This window comes from Geobacillus sp. ZGt-1 (genome assembly GCF_001026865.1).
Lineage (GTDB): Bacteria > Bacillota > Bacilli > Bacillales > Anoxybacillaceae > Geobacillus > Geobacillus thermoleovorans.
Genome location: NZ_LDPD01000023.1, coordinates 195,995 through 217,347 on the forward strand (window position 1 = coordinate 195,995; position 21,353 = coordinate 217,347).

Sequence of the window (21,353 nt, forward strand, 5' to 3'; positions counted from 1 at the left end):
GGGCTATCCGTCCATTTTGTCCTTTATGTGCTGCAATATTTTCTTTTCCAGCCGGGATACTTGCACTTGAGAGATGCCGAGCCTCGATGCCACTTCGGACTGGGTTTGGTCTTTGTAATAGCGCAAATAGACGATCAGCCTCTCACGCTCGTCGAGTTCTTCGATCGCTTTTTTTAAGGCGATTTTGTCAAACCATGACGCTTCGTCGGCGTCAGCGATTTGATCAAGCAACGTAATCGGATCGCCGTCGTTTTCGTACACCGTTTCGTGAATCGATGTCGGCGAGCGGACGGCCTCTTGGGCGAGAACGACTTCCTCAGGGGAAATGCCTAAATGGTCGGCGATTTCCGTAACCGTCGGCGCCCGCCCGCGCGTTTTCGACAGCTCATCTTTCGCCTTGCGGATTTTGTTGCCCATCTCTTTCAGCGAACGGCTCACTTTGACGGTGCCGTCGTCGCGAAGAAACCGCTGAATCTCCCCAATGATCATCGGCACGGCGTACGTCGAAAACTTGACGTCATACGACAGGTCAAACTTGTCGACCGACTTTAACAAGCCGATGCAGCCGATTTGAAACAAGTCGTCCGCTTCATAGCCGCGGTTTAAAAAACGTTGAACGACCGACCAGACGAGGCGCATGTTTTTTTCAATAATTTCATCACGCGCTTCTTGATCGCCTTCTTGGCTGCGGCGGATCAGCTCTTTCATCTCCTGATCTTTGATTGGCGACTGATCTTGCTTGACATCGACATCCATAGGCATGTCTCCCTCAGTTACATAACGCTTTGCTTTTCGCAATATGCTTTTTCAAATACACAGTCGTCCCTTTATTCACTTCCGATTCGACGATGACTTCGTCCATGAAGTTTTCCATAATGGTAAAGCCCATCCCTGACCGCTCGAGCTCGGGCTTTGTCGTAAACAACGGCTGGCGCGCTTCTTCGATGTCAGGAATGCCGACTCCTTCGTCTCTCACCGTCAAATGGACGACACCGTCTTCAATGATGACGGAAATGGAGACGATGCCGTTCGGATCGTTGTTGTAGCCGTGAATGATCGCGTTTGTCACCGCCTCAGAGACAACCGTTTTAATTTCCGTCAGTTCGTCCATCGTCGGGTCAAGCTGGGCGACGAACGCCGCCACGGTCACACGGGCGAACGATTCATTTTCGCTGCGGGCAGAAAATTGGAGGTGCATTTCGTTGCGCATTTACGCCACCCCCAATGCTTGCAAGGCGAATTGCTCATCCGCCTCAACGCGGATGATTTTAAACAGACCCGACATGTCAAACAGCCGTTTGACGGCCGGCGATACGGCGCATACAACCATCTGCCCGCCGACGTTTTTGATTTGTTTATAGCGTCCGAGAATGACGCCGAGGCCAGAGCTGTCCATGAACGTCAATTGTCCTAAATTGAGCACGATGTGGCGGACCGCTCGGTTTTCGAGCACATCCGTCACTTGTTCACGCAATTGTTCGGCTGTATGATGGTCAAGCTCCCCAGACAGGCGAACGATGAGCACGTCTTGCTTCACTTCCAAGTCGATCGCGAGACTCACAGCGTGTTCCCCCTTGTCCATTTCAGGATATGGAGACATTTCGCTGCTGTCCGCCCGAAATCCTGCCGTCCGACAAAACTAGTGGTCGTTCGCCAAAGAGAGCGAAAAGACCGCAAAACTTGACATTATCCCGCTTGCACGAAGCGGCCAAACACCCGCTTAAACAAGTCCCAAAAGCTCGCTTCTTCGACCGTTTGCTTGGCGACGATCGGGCTGTGCAAAATTTCTTTTCCATCCTGTTTTAAAATGAGGACGCCAAGCTCATCGCCTTTGCGAACGGGTGCTTTCACATTGTCTTTCACTTTGATCACTTTTTCGATCTGCTCGACCGACTGCCCTTTTTTCGTCAGCACCGACACCGGCTCCGACGTCACCGCTTCGACGGATGACCGTTTGCCTTTGCTTATGTTGACGCGGGCGACTGTTTCATTCCGTTTGTACACCGGGTGAGTTCGATATTGGGAAAACGCGTAATCGAGCATCTTCGTAATTTGCGCATTGCGCGATTTCGGCGTCGGTGCTCCAAACACAACAGCGATGACGCGCATGCCGTTCTTTTTCGCCGTGGCGGTCAAACAATATTTCGCTTCGGCTGTATATCCGGTTTTCAGGCCGTCAACGCCCGGATAAAATTTGACAAGCCGGTTCGTATTGACGAGCCAAAACTTTTTGTCCGTATTTTCGCGCAAATAGTCTTCGTACTTGCTCGTATATTTCGTAATATCTTCATATTTCAACAGTTCGCGCGCCATCATGGCCATATCATAAGCGCTGCTGTAGTGATGTTCCGCCGGCAGGCCGGTCGCATTGGCGAAATGAGTGTTTTTTAAGCCGAGCTGTTTCGCTTTTTCATTCATCATCTCGACAAATGCTTCTTCCGACCCGGCGATCTGCTCAGCCATAGCGACCGACGCGTCGTTGGCCGAACCGATGGCAATGCCGCGCAGCAGCTCATCGACGGTCATTTCCTCGCCCGGCTCGAGGAAAATTTGCGATCCACCCATTGACGCGGCGTATTCGCTCGCCCGCACTTTTTCATCGTAGGACAGCTTTCCTTCATCGATGGCTTCCATGACTAGCAGCATCGTCATAATTTTCGTCATGCTCGCCGGCGGCAATGGTTCATGGGCATTTTTTTCATACAATACTTTGCCGGTGTCGCGTTCAATCAAAATGGCTGATTTCGCCTCATCGGCCAGCTTCACTTTCGCTTCCTTCATCTCTTTCGCCTCGGCATGGGCAGAAAGAGGAAGAAAAAGAAGAAACGGCAATAAAAGAAGACGAGTGACTTTCGTTTTCATCTCCCAAACCTCCATTCTTTATACATGCCATTTTTTCCAGGCGAGATATTTTTATACAAAAAAACAGCTCATTTTCCAAAAAACAAAAAAAACGCCCGAAACACGCGTTTCAGGCGTCTTCTTCTTGAACAACCGCTTTTTTCCTTGCGGATCGCCAGCGTCCCTCTCTATACGATGGTCTCATAAATGAGCGGCGGCCGAGCAACCGGCTGCGGCGACAGACGAACAGCCGCCTCGATCTTTTCTTTCACGTCAAGCACATCTGGCCGGTTGCTGTGAATCGTGGCGAGCGCTTCCCCTTTCTGCACGCGATCGCCGATTTTTTTATGGAGCACAATGCCGACCGCCAAATCGATCACGTCTTCTTTTTTCGCCCGGCCGGCGCCGAGCCACATGGCGGCCGTGCCGATGTCATCGGCGGCCATCTCGGCGACATAGCCGTCGGCAGCCGCCGTGACGGTCGACGTATAGGCCGCCTTTGGCAATTTATCCAGATCGTCAACGACCGATGCATCTCCACCTTGAGCGGCCAAAAACGTTTTGAACGCCGCGATGGCGGCCCCGCTGCGAATCGCCTCTTCAAGCAAACGGCGCGCCTCATCAAGCGATGGCGCCTTCTCCGCCAAATAGACCATATGGCTGCCGAGCGTCAAACAAAGTTCGGTTAAATCGTGCGGCCCGTCTCCTTTTAACGTTTCGATGGCCTCTTTCACTTCCAAGGCGTTGCCGACGGCATAGCCGAGCGGCTGGCTCATGTCAGAAATGACCGCCATCGTCCGGCGGCCGACGCGCTTGCCAATGTCGACCATCGCTCGAGCGAGCCGGCGCGCCTCGTCAAGTTCCTTCATAAACGCTCCGGCGCCCGTTTTCACATCCAAGACGATGGCATCAGCCCCAGCGGCGATTTTTTTGCTCATGATCGACGAGGCGATGAGCGGAATGCTGTTGACGGTCGCCGTCACATCGCGAAGCGCATATAGCTTTTTGTCAGCCGGTGTCAAATCGCCCGTTTGGCCGATAATGGCGATTCCGTTTTCATTCACGAGTCGAATGAACTCGTCTTTGCTGATCTCGACATGAAACCCGGGCACGGACTCGAGTTTGTCGATCGTGCCGCCCGTATGGCCGAGGCCGCGCCCAGACATTTTCGCCACCGGCACGCCGACAGAAGCGACAAGCGGCCCTAAAACGAGCGTCGTCGTATCGCCGACCCCGCCGGTCGAATGTTTATCGACTTTCACGCCGCGAATACTCGACAAATCGAGCATTTCGCCGGAGTGCACCATCGCCATCGTCAGCGCGGCCGTTTCTTCCTCGGTCATGCCGCGGAAATAAATCGCCATCGCGAGCGCGCTCATTTGGTAATCGGGAATGTCCCCGTTTGTATACCCTTGGACGATCCACTCAATTTCTTCCTTCGTCAGCGCCTTTCCGTCGCGCTTTTTCGCAATCAAATCGACCATTCGCATCGCGATCACCTTTTTCGTTTTGATTTCGCCATTTCGGCGACAATCGCTTTCACAAACCGCAAAAAGTCCGTCTTCACCCGCTCGGCCGTTTCAACCACTTCGTCGTGGTGAAGCGGAGCATCCGACATCCCTGCAGCCATATTCGAAATGCACGAAATGCCGAGCACCTCAATGCCGCCGTGGCGGGCGACGATCACTTCCGGGACGGTCGACATGCCGACCGCATCGCCGCCGAGCGTACGAATCATGCGGATTTCCGCCGGCGTTTCGTACGACGGCCCCGTATTGGCGACATATACTCCTTCATGCACGCGAACGCCAAGTCTCGCCGCCGTTTCCTTGGCGAGCTCGCGCAGCCGCCGGCTGTACGCTTCCGTCATGTCCGGAAAGCGCGGACCAAGCTCCGGATCGTTCGGACCAATGAGCGGATTTGTGCCCAGCAAGTTGATATGGTCGGAAATGATCATGAAATCGCCGGGCTGGAACCGTTCGTTGATGCCGCCCGCAGCGTTTGTCACGATCAATTCGCGGACGCCAAGCGCCTTCATCACCCGGACGGGAAACGTCACTTCCTGAAGCGAATACCCTTCATAATAATGAAACCGCCCTTGCATGGTGACAACGGTCGCCCCCTCAAGCCGCCCATATACGAGCCGTCCAGCGTGTCCTTCAACGGTCGACACTGGAAATCCGGGAATATCTTCATACGGAATGCGAACCGCCTCTTCGATTTCATCAGCGAGCACGCCGAGCCCCGAGCCGAGAATGAGACCGATTTCAGGCGGAGTTGGCATCAATGGGCGCAAATGACCGGCGGTTTTTTCAATCGCTTGTCGATCCATTCTTTTCCCCCTCATCGTTCTTTATGAAGTTAGGCCAAATCAGCCAAAAAGCTTGTTCCGTACGGCGGCCGGTTGACTTGGAAGTTATCCGCAATCGTTGCGCCGACATCGGCAAACGTCTCGCGGACTGGGAGCGGCTTGCCGCCGCGAAATCGCGGGCTGTACACAAGAAGCGGCACATATTCGCGCGTATGGTCAGTTCCGTGGTGAATCGGGTCGTTGCCGTGGTCAGCGGTGATGATAAGCAAGTCGTCCGCTGTCAAGCGCGGCAACACATCGGCAAGCCGGGCGTCAAACTCTTCGAGCGCATCGCCGTAACCTTTTGGGTCGCGGCGATGGCCGTATTTAGCGTCAAAATCGACGAGATTGACGAAACTCAACCCGGTAAAGTCCATGCCGAGCGTGTCGACGAGCTTATCCATTCCGTCCATATTGGATGTCGTTCGCAACGACTGGGTAACTCCTTCATTGTCGTAAATATCGGCGATCTTCCCGATGGCAATCACTTCATAACCGGCGTCTTTCAATTCATTCATCACCGTTTTGCCAAACGGCTTAAGCGCATAGTCGTGCCGGTTGGCGGTTCGCTCAAAATGGCCGGGTTTGCCGATGAACGGTCGGGCAATGACGCGCCCGACCATATACGGCTCGTCGCGCGTCAATTCACGAGCGATTTCGCAAATGCGGTACAATTCATCAAGCGGCACAACTTGTTCATGGGCGGCGATTTGCAAGACGGAGTCGGCTGATGTATAGACGATGATCGCCCCTGTTTTCATATGCTCTTCGCCAAGCTCTTCGATGATCGCTGTTCCGCTCGCCGGTTTGTTGCCGATCACGTTCCGGCCGGTGCGCCGCTCGAGCTCAGCGATCAATTCATCTGGGAACCCGTTCGGAAAGACGCGGAACGGCTTGTCGATGCGAAGGCCCATCAGCTCCCAATGGCCTGTCATCGTATCTTTTCCAGCCGATGCTTCCTTCATTTTTGTATAGTACGCGAGCGGTCGCTCGACTTTCGGCACCCCTTTGATCTCACGAATATGGCTTAGGCCGAGCTTCGCCATGTTCGGCATATAGAGGCCGCCGCGATACTCAGCGATATGGCCGAGCGTATCCGCTCCTTTGTCGTTGTATTTCTCGGCATCCGGCGCCTCGCCGATGCCGACTGAATCCATCACAATCAAAAAAACGCGCCGGTATGTCGTTTTCACATTCATTCCCCCTGCCTGCAATGAAAAATGGAGTCTCTTTCTATCGTTCCCGTATTTTCGCGAAAACACGCCTATGGCCAATTGGTCAGAAGTCTGACAACTAAAACGACAGGCAAGCGCCTAGCATACGGCAGCTGCTAGGCGCGCGGGTGGTACTGTTTGTACACGTCTTTTAGGCGCGTTTTCGTAACATGCGTATACATTTGCGTCGTCGAAATGTCGGCATGCCCAAGCAACTCTTGCACAGCGCGCAAATCGGCTCCGTTCTCAAGCAGATGCGTCGCAAACGAATGCCGAAGCGTATGCGGCGTCAATTCTTTTTCGATGCCGGCTTCTTTCGCGAGCCGCTTTAAAATTTTCCAAAACCCTTGCCGTGTCAACCGCTGGCCATAATGGTTCAAAAACAGCGCCTCCGTTGCCCGTCGTCGCGGATTGACAAGCTGCGGGCGCCCTCGCTCCAAATAGTGGGCAAGCGCTTCAATCGCCATGCGCCCGATCGGCACGATCCGCTCTTTCCGCCCTTTTCCATAGCAGCGGACAAACCCCATCGTCAAATGCACGTCGCTTAAGTTGAGCTGCACAAGCTCACTGACGCGCATGCCGGTCGCATACAACAGCTCCAGCATCGCCTTGTCGCGCAGCCCAAACGGTGTGCTCACTTGCGGCGCTGCAAGCAGCGCCTCGACTTCCTCGACCGACAGCACTTTCGGCAGCGTCCGTTCAAACTGCGGCGTTTCGATATGGACGGTCGGGTCTTGCGCCGCGATTTTCTCCCTTAGCAAAAACTGATGAAACGAACGGATCGACGCCAAATGGCGGGCGATCGTCCGCGCCGATTGCCCTTGTTCGCTTAAAAACTTTAAAAAATGGAGAATATGGAGGCGCTCCACTTCGCCCCACGCCTGAAGCTGCTCGACTTGGCGCAAATAGCGGACGTATTTTTTCAAATCGCGTTCATATGAAACGATCGTATTGTGCGCCAAATTCCGCTCCACCGTCAAATAATGCAGAAAATCTTTCAACTCGTATTCCAACGCTCTCTACTCCCCATCGCGATAAAAAAATAACAGCCGGTCGAGCCAACTTGGCGGCGCACTCTCCGCCGCCGATACTTTGACCGCCGATCCCTTCGGCTCATCGTATCGGTGGTAATACTCGTACTCGCGGTTAAACCATACAAGACTATAATAAAATAAAATGGTGCATCCCGTAAATAAAAGAAACACTTTCACCATTTGCCAAACGGTTTTCATGGCATCCTCCCTATCAGCTGCTTGTCAGCTTGCTAGTATGAGGATATGCCATTTGTTTCGTTGTTTATACGCAAAAAACCTTTCCCGTTGGAAAAGGTTTTTATTTTTCTTCATGCTTTTGCTGGCAACGGTGACAAATGCCGTGGAACGTCAAACGATGGTCTTTAATTTTAAATTTCCACTTCTCCTCAACAATCGCTTCGACATCCTCAAGCAAATCTTCTTGAATTTCCGCCACCGATCCGCATTCCAAGCAGATGAGGTGGTGATGGAAATGGGCCGCTCCTTCCTTGCGGAGGTCATAGCGCGACACCCCGTCCCCGAAATTGATTTTATCGACAATTTTCAGCTCGGTTAACAGCTCGAGCGTCCGGTAAACGGTCGCCAACCCGATTTCTGGGGATTTTTCTTTCACGAGGAGGTAGACGTCTTCCGCGCTTAAATGGTCTTCTTCATGTTCAAGCAGGACTCTTACCGTCGCTTCCCGCTGCGGCGTTAACTTGTAACCCGCCGAATGCAGCTGCTTCTTGATTCGTTCCACACGATCTTCCATCTTTTCATTCCTCCCTCGCCATTCACCCATCATTATAACAAATGCACGAGGGAAGTATCAAAGTAAAATCACTATTATGAAGAAATGATAATGGTTATTATATAATATTCATTATGATTAAACTCATTGTCCATTGAACCGCCTGTTTCATCAATGCCGGCGAAAGATATGCCTCGACCGCTGAGGAAAGAAGCAGCCCAAGGGCGACAGCCGCCATCGCCGCTGCGTAGCGCATCACCATCGGAAACATCGATCCATGCGGCCGCTTCATAAACTGGTTGCGCACCATGTGCAAGGAAAACGATATCGACATCACGCCCATCACGATCATGAGTGGAATGGCCACCAAATTTTGCGGCATGATGGACACAAACGACAAAAGAAACCCGCGCCAACCCATTTGGTTGACTAAAAAGCCAACCGTAAAGCCGACGACGACGCCTTTGAAAAACAGCAAAACAAGAATGATCGGCAAGCCAATGACAGAAATGCCAAGCACCCACATCAGCGCGGTATATTTGACGTTGTGCATATAGCTTTGCCGGAACATATCATGGGCGCTTGCGATATTGTCTTTTGACACTTGTCCAAAAAATTGCGTCAAGTAATAGTACAAGTCTTGCTTTTGACTGAAACCGAGGCTGTTGACGACAATGGCGCCGAAAATGACGCCCATGAGAAACAGGACGATGACAAACACATACAGCGAAGCATGTTCACGCCAATGGACAGCGATAGCCGATTTCAGCGGATGGGTTCTCATTGTGCTTCGTCCTCCTACTTTGTCTCTTAGTAGATTGTATGTCCATCCGCTTTCGGTATGACTGTTTTTCTAAAAGGCTGGTGATGTAATAAAAAAGCAGCTCAACACCGACGTGTGACCAACTCCACGGGCGGCACGCCGCCTCGGTCCATTAGCGCATGGCTGGGCCAAGCAGCACGCACGGCATGATGATGAACGGCAGGAGCGCTGCCCGAGTGGTTACCCCTCCCGCACTTTCCCGTACCTCCCACCGCCCCCGGCCTCGATATGGAGCGCACCGCTGCGGGCAAAGACGATCAGTTGGGCCAACTTTTCTCCCACCGTCTCCGCGATCTCTTCCTCCGCCGCCTCATGAAGAACGCTCATTTCCGTGCCAAAACGGGCGAGCAGCTTTTCATACGCTTTTGAACCAAGGCCGGGGATGAATTCAAGCGGCACTTGATAAATGTACGGCGGCCGTTTCGGCCCGCGTTCCGCCGTTTTCAGCTCCGCAAGCCGGTCAAACACGCCTTTCACGAAGCGATGATGGCCGCATGCCGCACAGCGGTCGACGTCCGGTGCAACCGGCGCAAGGCAGCGCTCGCACACTGTCTGGTGATATTTTCCGAGTTTGGGATTTAAACCGTAGTTGGCGACAATCGCGCGCCCGTCTTCACCGCGCAGCGCTTTTTCCAATTCAGCAAACGTCGGGGCGGCGAGCCGCACTTCTTCATATTCGCGGGCGATTTTCCGCAGCGAATGGGCATCGGAATTCGTCAAGTACGGGTAGCGATGCAATTCGGCGATCTGGTCTGCCATCGCCGTGTCGGCGCTTAACCCAAGTTCAATGGCATCAATCCAATCCGGGTCAAACACTTCTGTCAGGCTGTGCTTGACCCCTTTTCCGTACAAGCTTTTAAACGGGGTGAACGCGTGCGCGGGAATGAACCAGCCGCCCTGCTCTTTCGCGGCAGCTTGCAGCTCGCGGCCGGAGGCGTAAATGCGCTGTGAACTGAGCGACATGTTCTTTACCCGTTTGCCAAGCCAGCCGGAAAACGTGCGCATCGTCTGCACAGTCGGCAAAAAAACGAGCACGTGGATCGGTCCATGGCAATGGTCGTCATATACTTCGATTTCACTGCCTAACAAAAGCGTCACTTTCCCGGCGCTGACGCCGCCCCCCTCATGTTCGCGCCAACCGTGCTTCTCCATTGCCCGCTCGAGCTCGTCCAGCACTTCGGGCACATGGCTGTCAATGACGCCGACGAGGTCGATCCCTTTCACCTCAGCCGCCTCATGCAAGATGTTCTCAAGCGTCAACGTCCGCGCCCCAGTAATTTTCACCGGGCGGCCCGAGGCGGTGCGGCCGATGTGAATATGTAAATCAGCGTAATAACAGCCGAGGCCGCGCTCGTTTTTTTTATTCGGCATTTTGCTCCCCTAGCGCGCGGCGCAGCTGCAAATATTGCAAGGCGTATGCCGTTTTCGCATCGTAAATGTCGCGTTGTTGAAGCATCTCAAGCGCCTCCTCCAATGTAACTTCCAACAGCTCGACAAACTCATCTTCATCCAAACCGGCGCCGTCCTCCGCTTTTTCCAGCCCCTCGGCGACATACAAATGGATGAGTTCATCGGCAAACCCTGGGGATGTATAAAAGGAAATGAGATGGCGCATCGATTGGGCGCGGTAGCCGGTTTCTTCTTCGAGCTCGCGGTGTGCGGAAGCGAGCGGCTCTTCCCCATGTTCTAGCTTGCCCGCCGGAATCTCGACTAATGCGCGCTCCAGCGCTTTTCGGTACTGGCGGACAAGAACGATTTTCCCGTCCGGCAACAGCGGCAGCACCGCCACCGCCCCCGGATGTTTGATCACCTCGCGCTGGCTCGTTTTCCCATTTGGCAGCTCGACTTCCTCGATATACAAGTCAATGATGCGGCCGCTGAACAATTTCTCTTTGCGGACGGTTTTTTCATACAACTTCTCCATTCTTCTTCTCCCCTATCGATTGATGGACTCTTTTCCATTGTACTACATGTTTGGCCATTTTTTCGCTTCCGTTGTACAATGAACATATCATCATCGATCGCGAAAGGGGGCGCAAAAGATGAACAAACGCCGCATCGGCACATCAGACTTATACGTCAGCGAAATTGGACTCGGCTGCATGTCGCTCGGCACTGATGAAAACCATGCCATCTATCTCATCCATGAAGCATTGGAGCGCGGCATCAACTACTTGGATACAGCCGATTTATACGACCGCGGCTTAAACGAGGAATTTGTCGGCAAAGCGGTGAAAGGAAAACGCGACCAAGTCATCATCGCGACAAAAGTCGGCAACCGTTGGCGCCGAGACGGAAGCGGCTGGGACTGGGATCCGTCAAAAGCCTATATCAAACAAGCGGTCAAAGAGAGCCTGCGCCGCCTGCAAACGGACTACATTGACTTATACCAGCTCCACGGCGGCACGATCGACGACCCGATCGATGAGACGATTGAAGCGTTCGAAGAGCTGAAGCAAGAAGGCGTCATCCGTTGGTACGGCATCTCCTCGATCCGCCCAAACGTCATTCGCGAATATGTGAAGCGCTCGAACATCGTCAGCGTCATGATGCAATACAGCTTGCTTGACCGGCGGCCGGAAGAATGGTTCCCGCTTCTTCGCGAACATCACATCAGCGTGATCGCCCGCGGTCCGGTCGCTAGAGGCTTGCTCACGAGCCGCCCGCTTGAACAAGCGAGCAGCGCGGTGAAAGAACACGGCTACCTCGATTATTCCTACAAAGAACTGCAGGCGCTCATCCCGAAGCTGAAGGAAAAAACGGCCGGGCGCCGTTCATTGACCGCGACCGCGCTGCAATTTTGCCTGTATGACCCGGTCGTTGCTGCCGTCATTCCGGGCGCAAGCCGGCTTCGGCAGCTTGAAGAAAACATCGCCGCCGCTTCCGCCCCGCCGCTTGATGCCGACGAATACGAATGGCTGAAACAAACGACAAAACGCTCGGTGTATGAGGCGCACCGATAAGCGCAGGAATCGCCATCGTGCTTCATTCCGACGCCTATGGCCAGCAACAACCGCAGGCCGCAGCCTCTATTCCCTGCCTATGTGTGTCACTGAACTTGCCGGCGGCCATGGCGCTGACAAGAGGCAAAACGAAAAAACAAACCAAAAGAGCCCAACGGCTGCCAATGTCCGTTACGGGCTCTTTTTTCCAAATGGGCCGGTCACTTCACAAAAACCGATCAATCCTCTTCCACATACTGATTCCTCGCTGCCCCTAAGCCGAACGCCATCATGGCCGCACAGACGGCCAACAACATGCCAAGCGGGGCGGTAAACCGTCTGGCCGCATCGTACAATACGCCAAACAGAGGCGGTCCGGCAGCAGCCAGCAAGTAGCCGACCGATTGGGCCATGGCCGACAGCTGGGCGGCTTCCAGCGGACGGCGCGTGCGCAAAGTAAACAGCATCATCGCCAGCGAAAACGCCATGCCGGCGCCGATGCCGGCGAAAAGCGCCCCAACCCAAAGCAGCCAACCTTGGCCAGCCAAAAAGGCGATCGTTCCAAAAGCCATGAGCAACACCGCCGAGCCGATCAGCACTTTTTGATTGTCCATCCGCTCCGCGAGCATCGGAGAGACGAACATCATCGGCAACTGGGCAAACTGGAAGAAAAAGAGCAGCCATCCGGCTGTATCGGCCGCCAAGCCCTTGCTTTGGCCAAGCTCCGGCAGCCACGTGACGATGCAATAAAAGAACAAGGATTGCAGCCCCATAAACAGCGTCACTTGCCAGGCAAGCGCCGATCGCCAAAGCGAAGAGCGCCGGCTTCCCGCCGGGACGCCGCTTGACTTCTGGCGCCAAGCTTGCGGCAGCCAAACGACAAGCGACAACGCGGCAACCAGCGCCCAAAAGCGAAACGCCCCTTGCCAGCCGATCCCCCACCCGTCGGCAAGCGGAACGGCGAACCCGGAAGCGAAGGCGGCGCTCATGTTCATCGTTACGGTATAAACGCCCATCATCAAGCCGACCCGTTCAGAAAACGTGTCTTTGATCAGCGCCGGCATGAGAACGTTGTCGACCGCGATGGCGGCTCCAATCAGCGCCGTGCCGAGAAATAGGGAAAACTCTCCCGAAAGCGGGCGAATGAGTTCGCCGGCAAGCAAAACAACAAGCGAACCGAACAGCGTCCGCTCTATTCCGAACCGCCGGGCGAACGCGGCCGCCACAGGAGCCAAGAAGGCAAACGCCAAAAGCGGAATCGTCGTCAACGCCCCAGCGGCTGCGTGGGAGAGGCCAAGCTCCCGCTGCAATTCAGGAACAAGCGGCCCGACCATTGTGAGCGGTGCGCGCAAGTTGGCGGCCAAGATCACGACCGCAGCCACCATGAACACAGACGCGGACGCCATACCCGCTGTCATCATTTTTTGTTTCATCTGAACGTTCCCCCTATTTAAACTTCCGCCAATCGAGTTCACTTTCTTCCAGCAGCTCGGCAAATGATTTCTGTTCCTCACGGCGGCGCTCTTCCTCGCGACGCCGCGCCTCTTCCGCCGCTAGACGCCGCTGTTCTTCCTCGGCAAGCGCCCGCTTTTTCGCGAGCAGTTTCGCTTCCGTCTCGGCACCGAGCCGGTCGGCAAGCGTCACTGCCTGCGTCTCTTGTTCTTTTTTCCGCGCAACCCGGTTCTTCATGATTTCCGCCCCCTTTGCATAACGACCGTTCGTTTGTCAAACGATACAACTAAACGATAAGAAAAAGGAGAGATGTATGGATGGAGAAAAACCGCGCCCAAAAAGGGAAACCGTCCGCCGATACGGTGAAGCCGGTGATCGCAAAAGAAGAATTGGAAAAAGCAATCCACCCGACTAAGCGGCAAAACAGTCCGCAATAACATTGGAAAGCGCCGTTCGGCGCAAAACGCGGCTTCTAACTATGGAAAGGGGCGCCCCCGGCCGAAAATGGCTTAGGGGCGGCCCCTTTACAACACCTCGGTGATGTGCGGCATATGTTCGCCAAGCCAGGCGATCGCCGCCTCCAGCGTCGGAAACTCTTTCATTTCAAACGTCATTTCGTTTTGCAGCAGCCAGACGTCTTTCGCCTCATGATACGGGCCGGCGACCGACCAATGAAGCAAGCTGTACGGATCGTTTTCATGGGTGAACGACACCCATGTTTTTTGCTTCGCCGCCTTTGCGAGCTGCTCTAGCTTACCGTTCATGGCCAGATTTCACCTCAACAAACGGCATATGACCATTCAACGTTTGCCCTGGGCTTTTGAGCTGAAAAACGGTCGTTCCCGGCTTGACGTCAATCGTCATCGTTTCATCAAAAAAGATGAGACGCGACCGTTCCACGAGCACCGGCGCAAAATTCGTCTCGACGACGACATCATCTTCATCGGCTTTGTCGACAAGCCATAGCGCCGGCACGCCGTCGACCAAACAGCCGCAGCCGTCAGTGTCAAACATCAACTTTAACTGCCGTCCGGATTCCGCTACAATAGAGGCAAGCGCCCGTTTGGCTGCATCCGTAAACGTGATGTACAGACTCATAGCTGGCTCCTTTTCCCTTTGATTTCCTTTATTTATTTTACCTGTCAACATGAGAAACTGTCAAAACAAAGCAAGGAGGAAAAAGCGATGGCAAAAGTGCAAATCAAAGTGAACGACAACGGCTCGCTGCGCGTCACCGGCGATGTTGAACTGCTCGATGGAGAAGGAAAGCCGTTTGTGACCAAACAAACGTTTTCGCTCTGCCGTGCGGGCTGTCGAACAACAAACCGTTTTGCGACGGTTCGCACAAAGGCCGCTTCCAATCCGTTGTCCGCGCCCCTTTGCCGGAAACGGATAAACAATAAGGCGGTGAGAAGCCGATGGACGAACGATGGCTGCAAAAACAAGTGCGCAACTGTCTGCGGCATTACGGCTGCGATGATGACATGATGCCGCTTGACGAAGACGATTGGCGCGAGCTTTGCGCCCGCATTGCCGCGGCCAAAGAAAAGCAGCCAGATGCGGACATGTATGAACTTGTCCATGACGCCGTCTACCGGTTCATCGCCGGCTCTTGACCCGGTTTATGCCAAATGCCTCCTCTAATGTGAAAGGAAAGCGACGCTGCGATTGTGAAAGGGTGTCCCACAAGCTCGGGACACCCTCTCGCATTCCATCATAGACGCAAAACCGATGATCGAAGAAACAACATGACCGTTTTCGGACCCGCTTCTTTGACTTACTTTTGGAAAAACGCCCCTTTCGCCACCTTTTCCACCAAACTCGGCGCAAGGCGATACAGCCGGCTGCCGAGATCCATCCAGCGCGGCATGTTCACTTCGCGCGTCGGCGTCATCATCACGTCGACCACACGCTTCGCCACCGCCTCCGGGCGCAGCATCCAACGCGACACGTTGCGCACATACTCGCCAGATTCATCAGCGGTTGAAAAAAAGTTCGTCTCCACCGGCCCCGGATTGACGGTCGTGACAAAAATGCCAAAGCGCCCCGCCTCGAGGCGAAGGCTGTCAGTAAAGCCGATGACGGCATGTTTCGTCGCGGAATAGACGCTCGACTTCGGCGTCGCGATTTTGCCGGCTTGCGAGGCGATATTGAGAATGTGGCCGCTTCGGCGTTCTTTCATATGCGGATACACCGCCTTCGTGCAGGCGATCAAGCCGAAGACATTGACCGCAAACATCCGTTCCATCTCGTCAAGGTCGATATCTTCCACGTAGCGAAATACGCCAAATCCGGCATTGTTCACAAGCACATCGATAGCGCCCAGTTCAGCAGACAGCTTCGCAAATACCGCTTCGACCATCTCGCGGTCGCTGACATCAAGCGGCGCGTACGGGGCGCGAATGCCGGTTTGCGCTTCAATGCGCGCACTGATTGCTTTCAACTTTTCTTCACTGCGCGCCAAGAGCACCGGCACCGCCCCTTGGCGCGCCGCTTCATAGGCGATTTGCTCGCCGATTCCTCCCGATGCTCCGGTGATGACGACATGGCGCCCCTTCAGCCGCACACCGACACCCCCGCCGCTTCGTACACATAATGGCCGTCTTCGTGTCTTTTTTGTACATACCCGTTTTCTTCCAAATAATCAAGCTGGCCGATCGTCTCTGACATCGTCAGCATGAGCTGGCGTTCGTAAGCCGTTGGGAACAGCTTTTGACAAACGTCAAACACCGTATGCGGGCGTTCTTTCACCATTTCGAGCACCCGCTCGGCGCGCTGGCGCTGCTTACCCAGCCGCTCGCGAACGAGCGCCGGAATATCGGTCGCATCGTCGCCATGGCCGTTTAGCGAGCGAACGATATCGTATTGCAGCATTTTTTGCAGCGACTCGTTGTACTGCAACAACGGTTTCGGCCGTCCCGTCTCCCCTTCCGCCGGCGGCTCCATCATTGGATTCGGGGAAATATGAACAAGCAAATGATCGCCGCCGATCAGCAATCCGTCCGCCTCGCGGTAGAGGGCGATATGGCTTTGCGCATGCCCCGGCGTTTCGATGACCTGCCACCCGGGCATCCCCGGCACCGCGTCCCCTTCCGTCACCATGATGTCAAGCCCGCGCCGGCTTGCGTAGCGAAGCGATCCGCCTTCTTTGGACAGCTGACTGAACAAACGGCGGTCGACGCCGCATTCCGTAAAAAATTCCTGAAAAAATTGGACGTACCGCTCCATAAACGAACGTTCGCGGCGCAAAAACGGATCCGCTTTCGGATGGCCGATGATCGGCGCATGCGGAAAATAATCAAGCAAGCCGACATGATCCGGATGATGGTGAGTAATGACGATTTGTTCAATATCCTCTGGCGCATAACCGACCTCGCCAAGCTGCTTCACAAACAGCTGCCATGCTTCCTCTGTTTTCACTCCGGCATCGACCAGCGTCAACCGATCGCCGGCGATCACGTACATATGCACATCGCCGACCGGAAACGGCGTCGGCACCGTGATCCGATACACTCGTTCCTCGTTCATTGCGTTCCCTTCTTTCCTCAAGTTCATGAACCATCCCGTTCGAACCGTTTCATCAGTCAAAATGAATAGTTATTCATTATATTTTATTTTACAGTTTACACCGATTTCATCCATTTGTCATGCCTTTTTCTTCCGCACGACGAAATTGCAAAAAAATTCGCTCTCCTCTCTTGACAACAGCGCCTGTCCCGCGGCATAATGACTAATAACATCACGGATACGGCAAACCGGCGATGAACAGGGCCAGTAAACCGCAAACGGCACCAGAGAGCGAAGCCCGCGGCTGGAAGGCTTTGCGGCCCTCTTTGCGGTTGAACCTACCCTAGGAGCTGTTAGGCCAACCTAAACGCCTCCCCGGCGTTATCGGGGCAGAGTCGGGCCTGTTTGGCGCTTGGGCCAAATCGGGCCAAAAAAGGTGGTACCGCGGAAACGAAGGTTTTCCGTCCTTTTGCAGGACGGGAAACCTTTTTCTTTTGGATGGATACACCAAGGCAAGGAGGAGTGGAATGATGAACAACGAACGAACGATCGCGCTCATCGGCGCCGGCTCGATGGCGGAAGCGCTCATCGCCGGCATGACGAAAGCGTTTTGCCATCCGGCGCACATTGTCGTCGCCAACCGACAAAACCGCGCTCGGCTCGAGGAGCTGGCGCGCCAATACGGTGTTTGCACGGCGGGTTGCGCGCAAGAAGCCGTCAAACAAGCGGATATCGTCATTTTGGCGATGAAGCCGAAAGACGTCGTCGAAGCGATGAACGCCATCGCACCGACCCTCCGCGCCCATCAGCTCATTCTTTCACTGCTCGCCGGCATCACGACCGAGACGATCGAACGGCTCGCCGGACGCAACATCCCTGTCGTGCGCGCCATGCCAAACACATCCGCCGCCGTCGGCTTATCAGCGACCGCGATCGCCGGCGGCCGCTTCGCCGCGAAAGAACATCTTGAGGTCGCCAAACAGCTGTTTGAAACGGTCGGCATCGTCGCTGTTGTGCCGGAGAAGGACTTGCATGCGGTCACCGGCCTGTCCGGGAGCGGTCCGGCGTATGTGTATTACTTGGTCGAAGCGATGGAAAAAGCGGCGGCCGACATCGGCCTTGAGCGAGATGTCGCCAAACGGCTCATTTTGCAAACGATCATCGGCGCAGCCGAGATGCTAAAAGCGTCCGACAAGCACCCATCCGTCCTGCGCCGTGAAGTCACGAGCCCAGGCGGCACGACCGAAGCCGGCATTGGCGTGCTTGAGCAATACCGGTTCCAAGAAGCGGTCATCGCCTGCATCCGCCGGGCGACGGCCCGCTCCGAAGAGCTCGGCAGCGCTCTTCTCGCTGCCATCGCCGAAGCGTAAAGAGCGGACCTCCGGAGCGCGCCGCTCCTTTTCCCGCCTAGCCCGAACACGGCGACAATCCGTTTTATTTTGTTTTTGATAAGCAGCGTGCTATCATTCAGTAATGAACCATTCATTGGCCTAGAAAGGAGCTGCTTGTCATGAACACGATGCTGTTTTCGCCGTATACAATCCGCGGGCTGACGCTGAAAAACCGAATTGTCATGTCGCCGATGTGCATGTATTCGTGCGACACGAAAGACGGCGCCGTACGCACGTGGCATAAAATCCACTACCCGGCTCGCGCTGTCGGCCAAGTCGGCTTGATTATCGTTGAAGCGACCGGCGTGACGCCGCAAGGTCGCATTTCTGAACGCGACTTAGGCATTTGGAGCGATGACCATATCGCCGGGCTTCGCGAACTCGTTGGGCTTGTGAAAGAGCATGGGGCGGCCATCGGCATCCAGCTTGCCCATGCGGGGAGAAAATCGCAAGTGCCGGGAGAGATCATCGCTCCGTCAGCCGTCCCGTTTGATGATTCGTCGCCGACGCCAAAAGAAATGACGAAAGCCGACATTGAAGAAACGGTGCAAGCGTTCCAAAACGGCGCACGGCGCGCGAAGGAAGCCGGCTTTGACGTCATTGAAATCCATGCCGCCCACGGCTACCTCATTAACGAATTTTTATCGCCGCTCTCCAACCGGCGCCAAGACGAGTACGGCGGCTCTCCGGAAAACCGTTACCGTTTCTTGGGCGAGGTGATCGACGCTGTCCGCGAGGTGTGGGACGGACCGCTTTTTGTCCGCATCTCGGCGTCCGACTACCATCCGGACGGGCTGACGGCCAAAGACTATGTCCCATACACCAAGCGGATGAAAGAACAAGGAGTCGACCTCGTCGATGTCAGCTCCGGCGCTATTGTTCCGGCGCGCATGAACGTCTATCCCGGCTACCAAGTGCCATTTGCCGAACTGATCCGCCGTGAAGCAGACATCCCGACCGGCGCTGTCGGCCTCATTACGTCCGGCTGGCAAGCGGAAGAAATTTTGCAAAACGGCCGCGCCGATCTCGTCTTTTTGGGGCGCGAGCTGCTGCGCAACCCGTATTGGCCATACGCCGCGGCGAGAGAGCTGGGCGCAAAAATCTCGGCGCCCGTCCAATATGAGCGCGGCTGGCGGTTTTAACCGCGCGGGATCGAAAACGAGGCGAAATCAACGGCGAGCTCGGTGTTCGGAAACACGCTGCGCGCCTCGGCGACGAGCTGCAGCGCCGCCTCACCTTGGTAGCGAGAGCTGATATGGGTCAAAATAAGCCGCTTCGCCCCGGCCCGCCTCGCCACCTCGGCTGCGTCTGTGGTCGTGGAATGGAAATAGTCATGGGCCAGCCGCTGTTCCGCCGCGGCAAACGTCGCCTCGTGGACGACGACATCGGCATCGCGGGCGAGTTCAATCGCCGCTTCGCAAAAACGGGTGTCGCCCAACACGGCGACGATTCTCCCCTTTTGCGGCGGCCCGACAAATTCGCGCCCGTCGATGACCGTGCCGTCATCCAGCACGACCGTTTTTCCTTGCTTAATTTCTTGATAAATCGGGCCGGGGCGGACGCCGAGTGCTTGCAATCGCTCGACCAAGAGCGGGCCGGGCAAATCTTTTTCAACGACGCGGAAACCGTATGACGGCATGCCGTGATCGAGCCGTTTGGCGATGACGGAAAACCGTTCATCGTCAAAAATGACGCCCTCATCGATCTCCACAATGTTCAGTTCATAGCGGAGCTTTGTCCCGCTGACGGCAAGGGCCGTTTCGACAAACGCGCGAATGCCTTTTGGGCCGAAAACCGTAAGCGGCGTCTCGCCGCTTTGAAACGAACGGCTGCCTAGCAGTCCAGGCAATCCGAACAAATGGTCGCCATGCAAGTGCGTAATAAAAATATGCTCGATGCGGCGCGGGCGAATGGCGGTATGCAAAATTTGATGCTGCGTCGCTTCGCCGCAGTCAAACAGCCATGTCGCCCCGCGTTCGCCAAGCAGCTGCAGGGCGACGGACGATACGTTGCGCTCTTTGGCCGGCACGCCGGCACCCGTGCCTAAAAACAACAGTTCCAACGCGCTTCACTCCTTTTTCTCGCTCAACATTGCCTGTTGTTAGCGTACCAATGTCAAAACGGCTTTTCAACTTTCTTTTGCGCTCAAAAACGCCGGGTTGGCGCCCGGCTCTTTCATGAACATAAACGCTTTCCCGCCGGAAAGCAACAAAGTGTTTGCGTTCCGACCGGCAAACCTCTACAATGGTTTCATTGAAGAGACAAATTTGGTTAAAGCGAGGTACATACGGTGGACAACATGAATCCGAAATCGATCATCGTCATTTTCGGAGCGACGGGAGATTTGGCGAAACGGAAACTGTTTCCGTCCCTTTACCGCCTGTATGAAAAAGGGCATTTGAACGAGCAATTCGCTGTCGTCGGCGTCGCGCGCCGCCCGTTGTCGGCCGACGAGTTCCGGAACTATGTGCGCGACTCGGTCGAAACGGCGTTTCACCAAAAGCTCGCCGACGGCCGATTCACCTCCCATTTCTATTACCATCCGTTCGACGTGACGGAAGCCGAGTCGTACCAGCGCTTAAAGTCGCTCCTCGAACAGCTCGACGGCACATACAAGACCGAAGGCAACCGCATCTTTTATTTGGCGATGGCGCCGGAATTTTTCGGCACCGTTACTTCCCGCTTGCAGTCGGAAGGATTGACGGAAACGCACGGCTTTAAGCGGCTCGTCATCGAAAAGCCGTTCGGGCATGACTTGGCGAGCGCCGAGAAGCTGAATGACGAGATTCGCCGCGTCTTTTCCGAGCGGGAAATCTACCGGATCGACCATTACCTCGGCAAAGAAATGGTGCAAAACATCGAGGTCATCCGCTTTTCAAACGCCATTTTCGAGCCGCTTTGGAACAACCGGTTCATCGCCAACATTCAAATCACATCGAGCGAAACGCTCGGCGTCGAAGACCGCGGCCGCTACTACGACCATTCCGGGGCGTTGCGCGACATGGTGCAAAACCATATGCTGCAAATGGTCGCTCTGTTGGCGATGGAACCGCCGATCAAATTAACGAC

25 protein-coding genes and 1 pseudogene are annotated in these 21,353 nt (G+C 54.9%); 6 read left to right on the plus strand and 20 right to left on the minus strand.

All coding sequences use genetic code 11. The features are described from left to right. Nucleotides 1-3 precede the first annotated feature (3 nt). From sigF to VU18_RS09765, 13 genes are all read right to left on the minus strand, one after another. Complete coding sequence (gene sigF / locus VU18_RS09705; RefSeq protein ID WP_014196263.1) at nucleotides 4-756, minus strand: RNA polymerase sporulation sigma factor SigF; 753 nt, start codon at nucleotides 754-756, stop codon at nucleotides 4-6. A gap of 13 nt (nucleotides 757-769) precedes the next feature. Continuing rightward, the gene (gene spoIIAB, locus VU18_RS09710; RefSeq protein WP_011231791.1) at nucleotides 770-1,210 is read right to left on the minus strand and encodes an anti-sigma F factor; all 441 of its coding nucleotides are present in this window, start codon (nucleotides 1,208-1,210) and stop codon (nucleotides 770-772) included. Further along, the gene (spoIIAA, locus tag VU18_RS09715) at nucleotides 1,211-1,561 is read right to left on the minus strand and encodes an anti-sigma F factor antagonist (protein WP_014196264.1); all 351 of its coding nucleotides are present in this window, start codon (nucleotides 1,559-1,561) and stop codon (nucleotides 1,211-1,213) included. A gap of 125 nt (nucleotides 1,562-1,686) precedes the next feature. Further along, a complete protein-coding gene (locus VU18_RS09720) occupies nucleotides 1,687-2,862 on the minus strand; it encodes a D-alanyl-D-alanine carboxypeptidase family protein (protein ID WP_011231793.1) in 1,176 nt (391 codons plus the stop codon). A 167-nt stretch (nucleotides 2,863-3,029) separates the two neighbouring features. Beyond that, nucleotides 3,030-4,331 (minus strand): pyrimidine-nucleoside phosphorylase, encoded by a 1,302-nt coding sequence (locus VU18_RS09725; RefSeq protein WP_014196266.1) that lies wholly within the window; start codon nucleotides 4,329-4,331, stop codon nucleotides 3,030-3,032. A gap of 5 nt (nucleotides 4,332-4,336) precedes the next feature. Beyond that, on the minus strand, nucleotides 4,337-5,173 hold the full coding sequence (locus VU18_RS09730; protein ID WP_025039284.1) for a purine-nucleoside phosphorylase: 837 nt from the start codon (nucleotides 5,171-5,173) through the stop codon (nucleotides 4,337-4,339). A 29-nt stretch (nucleotides 5,174-5,202) separates the two neighbouring features. Beyond that, nucleotides 5,203-6,390 (minus strand): phosphopentomutase, encoded by a 1,188-nt coding sequence (gene deoB / locus VU18_RS09735; RefSeq protein ID WP_020278266.1) that lies wholly within the window; start codon nucleotides 6,388-6,390, stop codon nucleotides 5,203-5,205. Between the two features lie 131 nt (nucleotides 6,391-6,521). Then, a complete protein-coding gene (gene xerD, locus VU18_RS09740) occupies nucleotides 6,522-7,418 on the minus strand; it encodes a site-specific tyrosine recombinase XerD (RefSeq protein ID WP_011231797.1) in 897 nt (298 codons plus the stop codon). Between the two features lie 6 nt (nucleotides 7,419-7,424). Beyond that, complete coding sequence (locus VU18_RS09745; protein WP_011231798.1) at nucleotides 7,425-7,637, minus strand: YqzK family protein; 213 nt, start codon at nucleotides 7,635-7,637, stop codon at nucleotides 7,425-7,427. A gap of 100 nt (nucleotides 7,638-7,737) precedes the next feature. Further along, nucleotides 7,738-8,190 (minus strand): Fur family transcriptional regulator, encoded by a 453-nt coding sequence (locus tag VU18_RS09750; protein WP_011231799.1) that lies wholly within the window; start codon nucleotides 8,188-8,190, stop codon nucleotides 7,738-7,740. Nucleotides 8,191-8,287: 97 nt separating this feature from the next. Further along, on the minus strand, nucleotides 8,288-8,953 hold the full coding sequence (gene spoIIM, locus VU18_RS09755; protein WP_047758040.1) for a stage II sporulation protein M: 666 nt from the start codon (nucleotides 8,951-8,953) through the stop codon (nucleotides 8,288-8,290). A gap of 219 nt (nucleotides 8,954-9,172) precedes the next feature. Continuing rightward, the gene (locus tag VU18_RS09760) at nucleotides 9,173-10,363 is read right to left on the minus strand and encodes an endonuclease Q family protein (protein WP_020278265.1); all 1,191 of its coding nucleotides are present in this window, start codon (nucleotides 10,361-10,363) and stop codon (nucleotides 9,173-9,175) included. After that, the gene (locus VU18_RS09765) at nucleotides 10,353-10,916 is read right to left on the minus strand and encodes an NUDIX domain-containing protein (protein ID WP_014196269.1); all 564 of its coding nucleotides are present in this window, start codon (nucleotides 10,914-10,916) and stop codon (nucleotides 10,353-10,355) included. Before VU18_RS09765 ends, VU18_RS09760 begins: the two co-directional genes overlap by 11 nt. A 118-nt stretch (nucleotides 10,917-11,034) precedes the next feature. Here VU18_RS09765 and VU18_RS09770 point away from each other — a divergent pair, with 118 nt between their 5' ends. Further along, nucleotides 11,035-11,955: an aldo/keto reductase gene (locus VU18_RS09770; RefSeq protein WP_014196270.1), complete on the plus strand. Its 921-nt coding sequence runs from the start codon at nucleotides 11,035-11,037 to the stop codon at nucleotides 11,953-11,955. Between the two features lie 218 nt (nucleotides 11,956-12,173). Here VU18_RS09770 and VU18_RS09775 read toward each other — a convergent pair whose 3' ends face one another. From VU18_RS09775 to VU18_RS09790, 4 genes are all read right to left on the minus strand, one after another. Then, nucleotides 12,174-13,367, minus strand: coding sequence for an MFS transporter (locus VU18_RS09775; protein ID WP_011231804.1), 1,194 nt, complete (start codon nucleotides 13,365-13,367; stop codon nucleotides 12,174-12,176). 13 nt (nucleotides 13,368-13,380) lie between these two features. After that, nucleotides 13,381-13,623, minus strand: a complete 243-nt coding sequence (locus VU18_RS09780) for a YqkE family protein (protein ID WP_011231805.1) — start codon at nucleotides 13,621-13,623, stop codon at nucleotides 13,381-13,383. Nucleotides 13,624-13,910: 287 nt separating this feature from the next. Beyond that, on the minus strand, nucleotides 13,911-14,150 hold the full coding sequence (locus tag VU18_RS09785; protein ID WP_020278264.1) for a YqkC family protein: 240 nt from the start codon (nucleotides 14,148-14,150) through the stop codon (nucleotides 13,911-13,913). Continuing rightward, on the minus strand, nucleotides 14,140-14,484 hold the full coding sequence (locus VU18_RS09790) for an iron-sulfur cluster biosynthesis family protein (protein ID WP_011231808.1): 345 nt from the start codon (nucleotides 14,482-14,484) through the stop codon (nucleotides 14,140-14,142). The genes VU18_RS09785 and VU18_RS09790 overlap by 11 nt, the downstream gene beginning before the upstream one ends. 87 nt (nucleotides 14,485-14,571) lie before the next feature. Here VU18_RS09790 and VU18_RS09795 point away from each other — a divergent pair. Both VU18_RS09795 and VU18_RS09800 read left to right on the plus strand, forming a co-directional pair. Further along, nucleotides 14,572-14,789, plus strand: a pseudogene (locus tag VU18_RS09795) (CDGSH iron-sulfur domain-containing protein). A gap of 15 nt (nucleotides 14,790-14,804) precedes the next feature. Next, nucleotides 14,805-15,002 carry a YqzH family protein gene (locus tag VU18_RS09800; RefSeq protein WP_021322466.1) on the plus strand — a complete coding sequence of 66 codons (198 nt, stop codon included), beginning with the start codon at nucleotides 14,805-14,807 and terminating at the stop codon, nucleotides 15,000-15,002. A gap of 161 nt (nucleotides 15,003-15,163) precedes the next feature. Here VU18_RS09800 and VU18_RS09805 read toward each other — a convergent pair whose 3' ends face one another. Next, nucleotides 15,164-15,952, minus strand: coding sequence for an SDR family oxidoreductase (locus tag VU18_RS09805; RefSeq protein ID WP_021322467.1), 789 nt, complete (start codon nucleotides 15,950-15,952; stop codon nucleotides 15,164-15,166). Continuing rightward, nucleotides 15,943-16,914, minus strand: coding sequence for an MBL fold metallo-hydrolase (locus VU18_RS09810; protein WP_021322468.1), 972 nt, complete (start codon nucleotides 16,912-16,914; stop codon nucleotides 15,943-15,945). Before VU18_RS09810 ends, VU18_RS09805 begins: the two co-directional genes overlap by 10 nt. A 509-nt stretch (nucleotides 16,915-17,423) precedes the next feature. Here VU18_RS09810 and proI point away from each other — a divergent pair. Beyond that, entirely contained in the window at nucleotides 17,424-18,263 is an 840-nt protein-coding gene (proI, locus tag VU18_RS09815) for a pyrroline-5-carboxylate reductase ProI (protein WP_013144820.1), read from the plus strand. A 140-nt stretch (nucleotides 18,264-18,403) separates the two neighbouring features. Further along, nucleotides 18,404-19,426 carry an NADPH dehydrogenase NamA gene (namA, locus tag VU18_RS09820; RefSeq protein WP_021322469.1) on the plus strand — a complete coding sequence of 341 codons (1,023 nt, stop codon included), beginning with the start codon at nucleotides 18,404-18,406 and terminating at the stop codon, nucleotides 19,424-19,426. Here namA and rnz read toward each other — a convergent pair. After that, complete coding sequence (rnz, locus tag VU18_RS09825; protein ID WP_015375332.1) at nucleotides 19,423-20,346, minus strand: ribonuclease Z; 924 nt, start codon at nucleotides 20,344-20,346, stop codon at nucleotides 19,423-19,425. The two genes, namA and rnz, sit on opposite strands and share 4 nt — an antisense overlap. A 237-nt stretch (nucleotides 20,347-20,583) precedes the next feature. Between rnz and VU18_RS09830 the strand changes: the two genes are divergently transcribed. After that, a partial coding sequence (locus VU18_RS09830) for a glucose-6-phosphate dehydrogenase (RefSeq protein ID WP_236687389.1) occupies nucleotides 20,584-21,353 on the plus strand: 770 nt, incomplete at its 3' end.